Here is a 14273-nt window from a genome sequence, read left to right on the forward strand (position 1 = left end):
GAAGGTCGCGTCATCAGCACTTGGGCAGACGTAATCAACCGCGCTAACCTGGGTATGGAAGTAATGCACGAGCGTAACGCTCACAACTTCCCTCTAGATTTAGCTGCTGGCGATATTGCTCCTGTAGCTCTAAGTGCTCCTGCTATCAACGGTTAATTCTGAAGTTTAGCTAAATAAGAAAGCGCCCTCCGTAAAAGGAGGGCGCTTTTTGTTTAAATGTGTAGGTGTAGAATTCGCTATTTTATTGTTAAAATGCATATTTTCACTTCATTTAAATCAGGGCACAAGTCTGCTTTATTTCTCATCTCAGCTTCCCTTAGTGATTTTGTGCTTCTTAGGGACTTCCAACAAAAAAATATCCCATCGCTGTGTAAGCAAGGGTGCAGGGGGAGAAAGAAAAATATTATCTGAGAAAATTGGATAATTTATTTTCTGGAAGTCCCTTAGTCTAAAGTCAGTTAAGTAAAACGAGTAGAAAAATCAAACTATGTTAACAAAAGTAAAGTAGGCTAAAATTTTCTTTCCTCGTGCCTTCTGCCTTTTCTTGATGATAAATATTCACACCGATTTACTTAATAATCTATTAATTAAAGTGAGCGACTTGCTTAAGGTAACTAATCGATGAATGACTCCAATTTTATTGATGCTTTGCGATGGACATCTGAAGCTAAAGAAAAGTTACAAAATATTCCCTTTTTTGCCCGTTCTCAAGCTAAAGCCAGAATTGAACAGCTAGCTCGTGAAGCAGGCCAAGACGTTGTGACTGATGATTTGGTAGAACAGGCTAGGCTTGAGTTTGGACAATAAATCAGAAGTCAGAAGTCAGAATACAGAATTGGTAAATACTCTACCCATAAAGGGATAGACTTTTAAGGCGAGAATATTCCAATCAATTTAATTCATAATTACGAATTACCAATTATTATCAACTTCTACCTACATCCATTGCTGCTAAAACAGCCTTCTGGCTTACATCTCTGTAAACAGTATTCAAATACTTCATTACCACATCACTCGAATTAGATTTTACTGCATTTTCCTCTTCCTTTGCTAAGGGAATCGCTCCCAATACATCTAATATCGTCTCGCCGCTGGAGGGCACAATAACTACCAAGGATGACTCTAGTGGCTCATTGTATTGCCAGAAAGAATCAATTTTTACTGAGTATTTGTTATTAGGAATTGACTGTTGAATATCAAGAGTTTCTGTAGTGTTGGGTTCATTCTTGGCGCTACGTAATTTACGCAAATCGCTGATAATTTGCTCTTTGGTACGTCCGCGTAATTGAAATAGTACAAAGGGGTCTTCACTGAAGCGATCGCCTAACTGATAGTATATAGCACCAATGTGTTTACAGGGATTTGCTTTATCAGGACAGGAGCATTTACTTTGGACATCAGCAAGGGTAAATGGAAATATCGAAAGACCATTAGCTGTGAAAACTTCTTCTATATTTTGTGGCATTTCTCCTGCTAGTAGCTTGGCAGCAAAAATTGCCCTTTGGGACATGGTTTCAATTACATAACCCCATTGTTCATCGGTAAATGGTTCAAGGGAAAGGGAAACTTTGTAGGGTTCTACTTCACTACCTTGCACCCTAGCCAATACTTTCGCACCTTTAAATTCGATGCTGAGAACATTTCCTTGACGAGCATAATTTCTTGCACGTTCTAAACGCTTTTTAAAGCGATAGGAATCTAGTAAATCTAGCCATTGTTGTGACCACCATTCGCGGCTTGCTTGCAATGTGTCATTAGTCATAATCAATTCAAAAATTTAGTAATTTTTCACACCAATTGCGAGTTCGTGTTCGGGGATAAAGCGCTTAAATTAGGGACTAAAGTCCTTACTAAAAACTTATTCTGCATCATCATCAATTACAGCATTGCGATCAAGTATTAATAAGTTGCGGAGTTGGTCTGTATCTAATTCAGTCAACCATTCTTCACCACCACCCACAACTTGTTCAGCCAATTGTTTTTTACTTTCAATCATGTCATGAATCTTTTCTTCTAGAGTGCCAGTGCAAACAAATTTATGTACTTGCACATTCCGGGTTTGACCAATCCTAAATACTCTATCTGTAGCTTGATTTTCTACGGCTGGATTCCACCATCTGTCAAAGTGGAATACATGATTTGCTCGTGTTAAATTCAGTCCGACTCCACCCGCTTTCAAAGAAAGAATCATAATTGGAGGGCCTTGGGGGTCGTGTTGAAAACGGTCGATCATTTCCTCACGTTGTTTTTTGCTGATGCTGCCATATAAAAAGAATATTTCTCGCCCTAACTGTTTTTCTAAATAGGGTTTAAGTAATTTACCCCACTCAGCAAATTGTGTGAAAATTAAAGCGCGATCGCTTTCTGCTAAAACTTCTTCTAACATTTCTTCTAGCCGCAAAAGTTTGGCTGAATTCTGTTCCTCTAATGTCGCTTGTTTCAAGTATTGGGCTGGATGATTGCAGATTTGCTTAAGTTTGATTAGTAAAGCCAAAATCATCCCCCGGCGTTGCAACCCTTCAGCAGATTCTATCTCTACTAAAGATTGTTCTACAACTTCTTGATAAAGTGCGGCTTGTTCGCTAGTCAGACCGCAAAATACGGTCATTTCTTGCTTATCTGGTAAATCTTGAATGATGTCGCGATCGCTTTTCAATCGTCGCAGTATAAATGGCTGAACTAATGAACGTAACTGAGTCAAAGAAGCAGTATCACCATACTTTTCTATTGGCATGGCAAACCGCCTCTGGAAAAATTGCTTATTGCCTAAATACCCAGGATTCAGAAAATCCAAAATAGACCATAATTCTTGCAGTCTATTTTCTACTGGTGTCCCGGTCAAGGCGATCCGAAATGTAGCTTCTAATTGGCGCACTGCTTTTGACTGCTTCGCCTCTGGATTTTTCACATTCTGGGCTTCATCTAAAACAATTATCTGCCAAGAAACACTTTGCAATGACTTAATATCTCGATGAAGCAGTGAGTAGCTGGTAACGATTAAATCGTGATTTTTCACAGCTTCTAAAAACGCTTTCCCTTTTGGGCGTTTGTCACCGTGATATTGCAAAATTTTCAAGTTTGGTGCAAATTTATTGACTTCCCTTTCCCAGTTACCTAAAACCGAAGTTGGACAAACTAGCAGTGTTGGATTTTCTAGTACATCTTGTTCTTTTAAATGTAGCAGAAAAGCAATAAACTGAATAGTTTTACCGAGTCCCATATCGTCTGCCAGACACGCACCCAAACCCCAACGTTCTAAGAAGGACAGCCAAGCAGCACCACGTTCTTGATAAGGTCGCAACTGCCCTTTAAAGCCTGTTGGTGTAGGTAAAGGTGCGATCGCCTGATTATTGTTTAGTGCCCCAATCAACTCTTGCAATGCCCCAGAGGCATCAAAGCTGACCACTGGTAACTTTTCAATTGCCTGAGTATCTCCTGTACTCAGACGCAAAGCATCTTCCAGGGAAAGGGCCATTTGGTCTTTGCGAGTGGTGAAAAAAGTTTGGGCTGTCTTGATATCTTGGGGTCGCAATTCTACCCACTCACCGTTAATCTCTACCAGCGGACTATTTAAAGCCACAAGTTTATCAAACTCGGCTTTGGAAATAGTCTGCCCACCAATTGCCAATTGCCATTGGAAATTTAGTAGACTCTGCAAGCCTAAACGTCCTTGCTTTGTCTTTAGAGTTTCGGCTGTAATTTTCAAACCCAAACGATTTGCCCAGCCTTCACGATTAGCTAAACTGGGAGGCAAAATTACTCCCAAACCACTGTCTTCCAACCTCCAAGCTACAGCCTTGATAAACTCATAAGCTTGGATAGGGGTAAGACGAGAAAATTGGGGATATTCGGTTTCAAAACTGGTTACTATTGTTGGATATAAACGGGAAGCTACCCCCAAACCTCGCAAAAATGTTTCTTGTGGTTGGTCAATTGTGCGATTTTCATAAACCAATTGTTCAACTGGATTGTTCCAAATAGTTGCTGCATCCACTAAAAACTCTGGATTGTCAGCCGCTTGCAAAAAATACGCCAATGTCCAATCTGTTTCGCCAGACTTTGGAGAACGTAGTTGAAAACAGGTACGAAATAGAGTTTTAAGAGTTAACTGGTATTGTAGCGGCATAGTCCAAGCCTTTAATGCCGCTTCCAGTCGTTCCACTTCAATTGCATCTGCATTAACTGTACCAGATGCACTAGTTAAGGCTGGCAACCACTGCTGCACCCCAGATGGTAAAGATGCAATCGCCTTAGCTTCAATTGGAGGTTGAGAACCTACCATTTCTCGCACTTGGGCATCTATCGTACTGTTGAGAAATCCCAAAAGTAATTCTTGAGGTTCGGTTGGGAAGTCTACATAAAGTAAGGATTGGGGATTAGGGATTAGGGATTGGGAAAACTCCTCCCCAGTCCCTAATCCCCAGTTCCCAGTCCCTAGTCCATCCTGATAAGTACGACAAACCAAAGGCATATTCGCAGAAAATTTTTCTAGGCAGGTTCCATCTACAGCACTATCTACGAGTACTTGCCACTTAGTAGCAAATGCACCATCTGATTGTTGGTCAATTGTTGGTAAAAACTTACACCGTGAGATTAAATCTAAACTCCAACGGGCAACCTGCGACCAAAAGCGTAAATCTCCACCCAAAAAGGCATCTTCCCCTTTAGCAGCATTTAGGGGAACAGCAGCGAGAAATTTTACTGCTTCGCTGGAGTTGAGACAAAAACCTTCAACTCGCCAAGGTTGCAAATATTGCGGGGAATCTGTGTCTAGCCCTAAGCTAGCAGAATGTACAGGGAAAATCGCTGTTGTTCCTTGATCGCTTTCTTCTAAGATATGAGTTGGTAGGGCAATTATATGGGAATGTATTGGCAAACTGATTTGGGTGGCTGTAGGGGCTTTGCGCGTTCGTTTAGTAGTCGCGATCGCAACTTGGGGTTGCTGAATGAAGTTGGTAATTGCCATATTCTGCGATCGCAACCACTCACTCAACTCAATTGATGTCATTGCCAATGGATGTAGTGCTATATCTCCAGATCCACTAGACTCTAAATTCACTCGTGGCGATCGCCAAGTTTCCCCCCAAATAAATAAACAACCATTTTGATTTTTTAGTAACCAATTACAGTGTAAAATCGCCATTTCCTAATTACTCAGATTTTCCCAAAAGTCAACAATTACAATTGTAATTATTCTAATTTTTACATGTTATTTAATAATTTTTAATCAATTTTGCATATAACTTAAGTAATTATTTAATATAAACATTATTAATAATTAATTTTCCCATAATTAAAGTTTTAAAAAATGGCATATTAGTGGAACTAGATTATATACATCCTCAAGAACAAGAGGTTGTAAGATCATTACTCAATGATGTAATTGTTGAAGGTAAAACTTATCCTCAAAAGCAACCTCTCTCATTGACAGAATTTTCAGCTTACTGGTTAAGCAAGGATGCCTTTGTTGTCAGGACATCTGTTGTAGATCCTACACACAAGCCGAAAGAAATATTAGGGGCGTTTTATTTAAAGCCAAACTTTCCCGGTCGGTGTAGCCATATTTGCAACGCTGGTTTTATTGTACAACCTGGATTACGCGGTCAGGGTTTAGGACGGTTCATGGGAGAGGCTATGCTTTCGATAGCAGCAAACCGGGGCTATGAAGCAGTGATGTTTAATTTAGTCTTTAAGACTAATATACCTTCAATTACACTTTGGCAGTCGTTAGGATTTGAGATTATTGGGCGAATTCCGGGCGCGGTGAAGCTAGAGAATGGGCAGGTAGTAGACGCTTTAATCTTGTATCACACTTTGCGTTAAACGACTTGTCTATCTTTGTATGTAATAGAAGTCAGTCATAGGGCATAAATGTTAGGATTGCCACAGAAAGAGAATAGCGAAAGAGAAGGAAAAAAAACTGAATGGCAGAAGTTGATAAGTCAATATCCTTCGATGGAAGGGATATTCGACTGAAAGTAGGCCTACTAGCTCCCCAGGCAGGTGGGTCGGTTTTGATAGAATCGGGGGATACATCCGTTTTAGTGACGGCTACGCGATCGCAAGCCAGAGAAGGCATTGATTTTCTTCCCCTGACTGTAGATTATGAAGAAAGGCTATATGCCGCTGGTCGGATTCCTGGCGGGATCATGCGGCGAGAAGGTCGCCCACCAGAAAAAACAATTCTCACCAGCCGTCTTATAGACCGTCCCATGCGTCCCTTGTTCCCGTCATGGTTGCGGGATGACTTACAAATTATTGCCTTAACGCTGTCGATGGACGAGTTAGTGCCACCCGATGTGTTAGCAGTTACAGGCGCTTCCATCGCTACCCTGATTGCTCAAATCCCCTTTAATGGCCCAATGGCAGCAGTGCGGGTTGGTTTAGTGGGAGATGATTTCATTATTAACCCCACTTATGCAGAAATCGAAGCCGGAGACTTGGATCTGGTAGTAGCAGGTTCACCAGATGGCGTGATCATGGTGGAAGCGGGAGCCAATCAGTTGCCAGAGCGAGATATTCTTGAGGCAATTGACTTTGGTTATGAAGCAGTGCGGGACTTAATCAAAGCGCAGCAAGATTTAATCGCCGAACTGGGTCTAGTAATAGTGCAAGAAGCACCACCACAAGTAGACCAAACCCTAGAAAATTATATCCGCGATCGCGCTAGCGGCGAGATTAAGAAAATCCTGTCTCAATTTAGTTTCACCAAACCGGAACGTGATGCAGCTTTAGATGTCGTCAAGGATGGAATTGCCGCGACGATTACCGAACTGCCAGAAGAAGATCCCATTCGAGTTGCCGCAACTGCAAATAAGAAGGCACTTGGTAACACTTTTAAAGATATAACTAAACACTTCATGCGGCGACAAATCATCGAAGATAACGTCCGCGTTGATGGTCGTAAACTCGATCAAGTGCGTCAGGTTTCTTGTTTAGTTGATGTCTTACCAAAGCGAGTCCACGGTAGCGGTTTATTTAACCGGGAACTAACTCAGGTATTATCCACTTGTACTCTAGGTACACCTGGGGATGCTCAAAATCTCAACGATGACATGCAGCTAGATCAGCACAAGCGTTATCTGCATCATTACAACTTCCCGCCCTTCTCAGTCGGAGAAACTAAGCCAATGCGTGCCCCAGGAAGGCGCGAAATTGGTCACGGGGCATTAGCAGAGCGATCGCTGATACCTGTGCTACCCTCAAAAGAACAATTTCCCTACGTAATTCGCATCGTATCGGAAGTACTTTCTTCCAACGGTTCCACCTCAATGGGTTCAGTCTGCGGTTCCACCCTCGCCTTGATGGATGCTGGTGTACCAATTCTCAAACCCGTCAGTGGCGCAGCAATGGGTCTGATTAAAGAAGGGGACGAAGTACGAGTTCTGACCGATATCCAAGGCATTGAAGACTTTTTGGGCGACATGGACTTCAAAGTTGCCGGGACAGATGCCGGGATTACCGCCTTGCAAATGGATATGAAAATCTCCGGTTTGTCTTTGGATGTCATAGCACAAGCCGTCCACCAAGCCAAATCAGCTCGGTTGCACATTCTGGAAAAAATGCTCGCTTGCATTGACACGCCGCGGACTGAAACCTCACCTTATGCCCCACGTCTGTTAACAATCAAGATTGATTCAGACATGATTGGTTTGGTCATCGGGCCTGGAGGCAAGACTATTAAGGGAATCACAGAGGAAACTGGTGCAAAAATTGACATCGAAGATGATGGCACCGTGACAATTTCCGCTGTGGATGAGAACAAGGCCAAAAAAGCTAGAAATATCATCCAAGGCATGACCCGCAAGTTACACGAAGGGGATGTCTACGCAGGACGCATTACTCGGATTATACCGATAGGTGCATTTGTGGAATTTTTGCCTGGAAAAGAAGGCATGATTCACATTTCTCAACTAGCTGACTACCGCGTTGGCAAAGTTGAGGATGAAGTAGCGGTAGGCGATGAAGTGATTATCAAAGTGCGCGAAATTGATAACAAAGGTCGGATTAATCTCACCCGTTTGGGTATTCACCCAGATCAAGCAACAGCAGCAAGAGAAGCTGCGGCGGTGAATCGGTAACTCGATTTGGGATTTTAGATTAGATTAAATCTAAAATCCGCGATGCCTATCGTGAAGGCATCGCCGTATGCTTCTCTAATTTAAAAAATTACAAATTATTTTAACGACTTTTCTAGTGTTTTCGGCTCTGGTAGAAGTTGACCGTCAGCCAAAGATGATTCAATCAGCATTTCTAAAACTTCTTGAGCATTTTTGAAAGCTTCTTCATAAGTATCTCCGTGAGTATGACAAAATCCCCATTCGGGAAGACTCACAACAAAACACTCATCTATTTCATAATATTGGTTGATTTGTTGACGAACTTCTGTGTTGTTCATATTTTTGAAACTCTTTTACTTCTCTAATTCTGCCAACTTCTCTTGAGCAAACTCTCGCACCTGCTCATCTGGGTCATTCTCCGCTTTGTCACGCAACAGTGGTAAAGTCTGGGGATGCTGAGGATATTGCTCAATGATTGCCTTAAGTGCTATTTGCCGGGAAGGAACCTGATTCCTATTAGAGGTGCTATCAGTTGAGAAATCCCAAAATATCGGATTAAAAGAATCATCAACAGCACACTCATAAAGAAAATCATAAATTTTAGGACTAGTCTGCCAACTCTTAATCAGTTCTTCCATCACATCGTGTTTTAGATAGCCGAAATTATCAAGTTGAGCAGATTCTTTGAGGAAAGATAAGACAAAAGATAAAATATTAAGTTCATTTTTCCATCCCTGTACTAATTCTTGCAGTACTGTATTTTGTACTACCCAATCATTAGTAGACTGAACAAGAGATTTGAGCATTGGCAAAGTATCTGAGTCATCTTTCCAACCTCGTGCTAATTCTCGCACTGCCATAGTTTGTATGCTCGTATCCTCACTAAATTGAGTAAGGGATTTGAGCATTGGCAAAGTATCTGGGTCATCTTTCCAACCTCGTGCTAATTCCCGCACTGCCATAGTTTGTATGCTCGTATCCTCACTAAATTGAGTAAGGGATTTGAGCATTGGCAAAGTATCTGGGTCATCTTTCCAACCTCGCGCTAATTCTTGTATTGCTGCGTAGGCAGATGTGTTCTCTCTATATGTGTTCTCTCCATAATGAATAGCTTGAGCAAGAGATTTGAGTATTGGTAAAGTATTTAGGTCATCTTTCCAACCTCGTACTAACTCCCGCACTGCCATAGCTGCCATATATCCATAACCATACCTAGCTAAATTTTTTAGCCAAGGTAATGTCTCTACGTGGTTACTCCATGTAGTTGTAATGATTGAAATCACCTTAGTACTAATTATCTCGATTAAGTTAGCTGCTTCTTCTGGGAAGGTATAACCCATATCTTCTCTGCTGTACGGAGCATAAACCTCAACTAATTTTTTTAGACGTTCAACTAATTTATTATCAGTTGATGTAATCGCCAAGCGGTTTCTTACATCTGACATACACTCAGATGCGAGAATAAGTATATCAATAACTTCTACTTCACACCATTCATTTATTTGTTCATCATATTCTTCAATTAAATCATCAATAATATCACCTGCAAACTTTGGCTCAAGCATTCCTGTTATCAAGCGTAGAACTTCACGCCAACTTTCATCTCGCCAATGTTTGCCAAAAACTTCAGTTTTGAGATCCTCAATTGTAATGCTGCGTTCCTCTTTAAACTGCCAGACAAACTCCCAAGCACAGAAATATTCTAAAAAAGTCCGATGCACAAAGGCATAGTCATCTGTATCCCCGGAACACAACATAAAGTTACGAGTCTTTAGTTGCTCTTTCAACCTCTCAGCTTTATATTTGGCTTTATACAATGGTATGCTTAGGCGTTGCATATAAGTACTGAATATTTCATCTAAATCATCCTCATTTATAATGCTGCCAGATAAACTTTTTTCACGGGTTTGCATTTTATAAGCAACTTTACGCAATATTGCTTGTTTATCTTTAAGATTAATATATTTTAGGTTTTTATCTGATTTTAAATTGCGTCTATTATCCCAATTATGCAGCAGTAACTTGGAAACCTCTTCATACAGTTTAATTCTATCTCTGGGTAATTCTTCTCCCTTGAGATTAAGAATTGCCATCATCGTCAACAACAGAGGATTTGCCGCCAATTCTGCAATAGATTTAGAAGCTGCAATTCCTCTTTGCAACCGTTTGCGTTTTCTCTCTTTATCCGCTGTATCGATAAAAGTTAACTCATGCCAGCGGTAAATAAAATCCTGAATTTGTTCTGGTTCTAAATCTTGCAATATAAAGTGGTGAAACTCAGCATCTTGTAAACGTTGCGGTTTGTAGCCAATTACGCGAGAAGTTACAATCACCTGCACATCACGATATTCATTAGTGAAGCGATGAATATCAGTAATTATATCTTCTCGTTGAGCAGGATCAAATACCTCATCCAAACCATCGAACATCACCAAAGCCTTACCACTCTTTAGCTGTTCGTGCAGTTGATGTTGGTTGAGGTGAGAAATCGCACCACTACATTTGTGAAAAAATTCGAGAAAATTACCACACTCTTTATCCTCCCGCCGCCGCATATAAGTGCGTAACTCAATCAGCACAGGAATCGCTAGAGAAAAAGAATTATTCAGAGGACTCCTAGCCCAATTTAATGCCAAGTATTTTAATAAAGCAGATTTCCCAGAACCAGGGTTGCCCAGAATCACGATATATTTATTAGTCTGCTGCTCATTTACAATATCCACAACAGAACGTTTCGGTTGTTCTAAATAAACTCGTTTGTTGCGTTCTAATTTTTCTAACTGAAGTTCTGCTTCCAGTTCATTAGTTTCTCGCAATCTTCGGAGATGTTCTTTCGGTAGCTCGTGAATTTGGGGAATAATTTGATGAATTTCACGGACATTTTGTGCTATAAATATATCCCAAACTTTGAGTTTATCTCGATAATCATAGGTACTCGTATCTAAACTGTCTAAATTCAGATTGCTATAAGTTTCTTTAATAGCTTCTTGGTATCTTTCCAAATCAAAATCAGGAATAATCCCGGCTATCTCTGTTGTGTTGTTCTGGATTTTGTCTAAATTTCGGGAATCCAGAATCTCTCGCAGTTCAGGAACTCCTATAATAATCTCTTTAACCTTTTGCAGATATTTCCTAGCAATCCATTTCCAGTTAAAATCATCTGGTAACGGGTATGAAGCATTAAGTTGATACCAAATTGTTTCCAATGCCTTGGTGTCTATAGCTTGAGAGTCATCTTTAAAAGCAGTTCCCAAAATTCCTTTGACTTCTGGATGCTTCAGAAATTTATTTAACGGCTGCTCATACTTTTTAATTTCATATACAACAAGTTCACTATCATCTAAATCCTGCTGCATGAGTTCCAAAAATTCTGTTACAGCCATGACAACAGCTTTCTCCAGGGGTTCTCGCTTAAAAGGCGCGGTTACAGCATTATTAAAGATATTTTTGAAAAAATCTTTAGCGTAGTCCTTGAGTAAATCCTTGACAAACTCTTCGCTGATAATAGTTTTGACAAGAAATCCAACCGTTTTTTGACCTATCCAGAGAGTGAACCACTCAACTATCATACTCACGCCTGCTAAGTGCTTGACTACGAGTATATACACTCGCTAAAGAAATATTTCCAGATTTCTGAGTTTTTAGAGAGTGCGAGTCTACTCATCCAAAATTTAAGATTATCTGGTTTTATATGCTGCGATCGCACAAAGATATACTTAACAAGAACATTATCTTTACTTCTAAGCTTAAGAGCGATACTGACTGAAGATTTGTTAAAAATAACTAATAACTGTGCATTGATATTAGGAGTAGTTTATGGTTCTACAAGTTAACCCTATCCAAAAAGAACCAATTGTTACTTGGGAAGCACTTCCAGCCGACTTCATTTTACCTGACGATCCAGTGGAAAATATTCAACAACCCGCGATCGCTGCTGCGCTTACCGATGCTTTGGGAAGCACAGGACGCATCCAACCTCAAATGCTGATTGGCTCTAATTTTGGACTTGTAGCCACAGTCAATAAAAAAATTGTCGTTAAAGCCCCTGATTGGTTTTACGTTCCTCAAGTGCAGTCTGTAGGGACAAATGTGGTTCGTCGCAGCTATACCCCGAATTTAGAAGGCGCTGCTATAGCTGTAGTTATGGAATTTCTCTCAGACACAGAAGGGGGAGAACTATCAGTCCGCTCAACTCCACCCTATGGTAAACTCTATTATTACGAAAAGATTCTCCAAGTTCCAACCTACGTAACCTACGACCCCTACGAACCAAGCATAGAACTACGGCGCTTGCAAAATGGCCAATATACCTTGCAGCAAGCAGACGCTAATGGACGTTATTGGATTCCTGAATTAGAGTTATTTCTGGGAATTTGGCAAGGTGAAAGATTATGTCAAACTATGAATTGGCTACGCTGGTGGGATACAGAAGGAAATTTGCTGTTGTGGAGCAGCGAACAAGCCCAACAAGAACGCCAACGCGCTGAACAAGAACGCCAACGCGCTGAACAAGAACGCCAACGTGCCGAACAGGAAAGCCAACGTGCTGAACAAGAACGCCAACGTGCTGATATCTTAGTAGCTAAGTTACGTGAGCTAGGTATTGACCCTGATGCGTAGGCGTAGGCTGTCGTAGACATTGCATAACCTCAACAAATGCTGGGAATAATAATTTTGGGACATCAGCACCAAAATTCTATGAAACAGCAAAAAAATCAATTTAGTCATCTTACTGCGATCGAAAGAAGTTATCTATCATTTCCGGCACAGTTTTTATTAAATCAAAACCTTCTCCAAGGCAAAATACTAGACTTTGGTTGTGGTTTTGGTAATGATGTTAAAATATTGCGCCAAAAAGGTTGCGATATTACAGGCTATGATCCTTACTATTTTCCAGAATATCCTGATACTAAATTTGATACAATAATTTGCTTTTATGTTTTAAATGTTTTGTTTACTGAAGAACAAACTAATGTTCTTATGGAAATATCCCACTTATTAAAACCAGGAGGTAAAGCTTATTATGCTGTAAGAAGGGATATCAAAAGAGAAGGGTTTCGAGAACATTATGTTCATAAAAAACTAACTTATCAGTGTATTGCTAAACTTCCCTTTACTTCAATTTGCTTAGATGAATATCGGGAAGTCTATGAGTATATTCACTATAATCACCAGCAAAATTCATCTAACTATTGTATATTCTGTAATCCCCATAAAACTCTTAAATTATTAACTGAGTCAGCAACTGCTTATGCTATTTTTGATGGCTATCCAATAAGTAAAGGACATGTTCTAATTATTCCCAAACGTCATGTTAATAGCTATTTTGAGCTACCATTTAAAGAGCAATCTGCTTGCTGGTTTATGGTGAATAAAGTACAAAAAATTCTCAAAATTGAATTTGAGCCTGATGGTTTTAATGTAGGAATGAACATCAATAGAGCCGCAGGTCAAAATATTATGCACGCCAGTATTCATATCATCCCTCGTTACAAAGGTGATACTATTAGTTCTAAAAGTGGAATCAGGAACGTTATTTCTAAAAAGCAATAGTTTTTCTGTAAAAATTAAGAATTCATAATTTTGCTATAACTTGACCGCTTTAAAGTAATTATAAAAATTACTGGAACATTATGACTTGCTCAAACTTATCTCATAAGGTTGAGATCAGCTATTAAATGCTTTGTCATTCTGAGCGTTACTGTAATCATCTCAACTACTGTTGCGTTTGCAGCTTGGCAGCGTCGCTTAATTTCTTTGGCTAGCAAGCCTTTAATTTCGATGATACTAGCGATCGCACATTCCCTTCTAATCGCTGAAATCTTTTTGCTGTATACATTTACTATTTTCGGATAAGTCTATTCGTTCATCAGGCTGGCGATGCCTGCGGCGGGCATTGCCTACCCATAATTCAAGTATTTGCAGACTCTCTTCGCCACTATAGTGACTCTCAAAACATTGTCTATAGATATGGTGTTGAGAGTTTGTATTGGTTTTACTTGGACTGACATAAGAGAAAGTATTTCAGCACGCCGAACAGATCCGGTTATCGTTTTAAGCTGTGCGGTTGGAATCTGGAGGTAAACAAATACATACAACGGTTTCGGATAGAGTGGCCATGGGGAGCATCCCACTTTGGCGGATATACCTTTTCTGGGAGAATGTATGAGAATACACAAGCCGTCCGTCTAAAGCATGAACCCGGAAAAACAA

9 protein-coding genes and 1 pseudogene are annotated in these 14273 nt (G+C 40.3%); 6 read left to right on the top strand and 4 right to left on the bottom strand.

Going from position 1 to position 14273, the window contains the following annotated elements:
* Positions 1–156, top strand: a pseudogene (locus V7K79_RS24625) (photosystem II q(b) protein); the annotation flags it as partial.
* Between the two features lie 465 nt (positions 157–621).
* Positions 622–807 carry a PCP reductase family protein gene (locus tag V7K79_RS24630; protein WP_335051328.1) on the top strand — a complete coding sequence of 62 codons (186 nt, stop codon included), beginning with the start codon at positions 622–624 and terminating at the stop codon, positions 805–807.
* 118 nt (positions 808–925) lie between these two features.
* On the opposite strand, the gene V7K79_RS24635 is transcribed toward V7K79_RS24630, so the two are convergent.
* Both V7K79_RS24635 and V7K79_RS24640 read right to left on the bottom strand, forming a co-directional pair.
* The gene (locus V7K79_RS24635) at positions 926–1762 is read right to left on the bottom strand and encodes an SWIM zinc finger family protein (RefSeq protein ID WP_335051330.1); all 837 of its coding nucleotides are present in this window, start codon (positions 1760–1762) and stop codon (positions 926–928) included.
* A 96-nt stretch (positions 1763–1858) separates the two neighbouring features.
* A complete protein-coding gene (locus V7K79_RS24640; protein WP_335051332.1) occupies positions 1859–5143 on the bottom strand; it encodes a DEAD/DEAH box helicase in 3285 nt (1094 codons plus the stop codon).
* A 134-nt stretch (positions 5144–5277) separates the two neighbouring features.
* Between V7K79_RS24640 and V7K79_RS24645 the strand changes: the two genes are divergently transcribed.
* Both V7K79_RS24645 and V7K79_RS24650 read left to right on the top strand, forming a co-directional pair.
* Positions 5278–5823, top strand: a complete 546-nt coding sequence (locus tag V7K79_RS24645; protein WP_335051344.1) for a GNAT family N-acetyltransferase — start codon at positions 5278–5280, stop codon at positions 5821–5823.
* Between the two features lie 101 nt (positions 5824–5924).
* The gene (locus tag V7K79_RS24650; protein WP_335051334.1) at positions 5925–8081 is read left to right on the top strand and encodes a polyribonucleotide nucleotidyltransferase; all 2157 of its coding nucleotides are present in this window, start codon (positions 5925–5927) and stop codon (positions 8079–8081) included.
* A 95-nt stretch (positions 8082–8176) separates the two neighbouring features.
* Here V7K79_RS24650 and V7K79_RS24655 read toward each other — a convergent pair whose 3' ends face one another.
* Complete coding sequence (locus V7K79_RS24655; protein WP_335051336.1) at positions 8177–8398, bottom strand: type II toxin-antitoxin system HicB family antitoxin; 222 nt, start codon at positions 8396–8398, stop codon at positions 8177–8179.
* Between the two features lie 15 nt (positions 8399–8413).
* Positions 8414–11629 carry an NACHT domain-containing protein gene (locus V7K79_RS24660; RefSeq protein WP_335051339.1) on the bottom strand — a complete coding sequence of 1072 codons (3216 nt, stop codon included), beginning with the start codon at positions 11627–11629 and terminating at the stop codon, positions 8414–8416.
* A gap of 247 nt (positions 11630–11876) precedes the next feature.
* Between V7K79_RS24660 and V7K79_RS24665 the strand changes: the two genes are divergently transcribed.
* Entirely contained in the window at positions 11877–12680 is an 804-nt protein-coding gene (locus V7K79_RS24665) for a Uma2 family endonuclease (RefSeq protein WP_335051340.1), read from the top strand.
* Between the two features lie 78 nt (positions 12681–12758).
* Complete coding sequence (locus tag V7K79_RS24670) at positions 12759–13613, top strand: HIT family protein (protein ID WP_335051342.1); 855 nt, start codon at positions 12759–12761, stop codon at positions 13611–13613.
* Positions 13614–14273 lie beyond the last annotated feature (660 nt).

Source organism: Nostoc sp., assembly GCF_036917575.1.
Lineage (GTDB): Bacteria > Cyanobacteriota > Cyanobacteriia > Cyanobacteriales > Nostocaceae > Nostoc.

What these genes read in the sequence shown, in the direction of transcription:
- V7K79_RS24630 (WP_335051328.1), top strand. Translation starts at nt 622, where the DNA reads ATGAATGACTCCAATTTTATTGATGCTTTGCGATGGACATCTGAAGCT.
- V7K79_RS24635 (WP_335051330.1), bottom strand. Translation starts at nt 1,762, where the DNA reads ATGACTAATGACACATTGCAAGCAAGCCGCGAATGGTGGTCACAACAA.
- V7K79_RS24640 (WP_335051332.1), bottom strand. Translation starts at nt 5,143, where the DNA reads ATGGCGATTTTACACTGTAATTGGTTACTAAAAAATCAAAATGGTTGT.
- V7K79_RS24650 (WP_335051334.1), top strand. Translation starts at nt 5,925, where the DNA reads ATGGCAGAAGTTGATAAGTCAATATCCTTCGATGGAAGGGATATTCGA.
- V7K79_RS24655 (WP_335051336.1), bottom strand. Translation starts at nt 8,398, where the DNA reads ATGAACAACACAGAAGTTCGTCAACAAATCAACCAATATTATGAAATA.
- V7K79_RS24660 (WP_335051339.1), bottom strand. Translation starts at nt 11,629, where the DNA reads ATGATAGTTGAGTGGTTCACTCTCTGGATAGGTCAAAAAACGGTTGGA.
- V7K79_RS24665 (WP_335051340.1), top strand. Translation starts at nt 11,877, where the DNA reads ATGGTTCTACAAGTTAACCCTATCCAAAAAGAACCAATTGTTACTTGG.
- V7K79_RS24670 (WP_335051342.1), top strand. Translation starts at nt 12,759, where the DNA reads ATGAAACAGCAAAAAAATCAATTTAGTCATCTTACTGCGATCGAAAGA.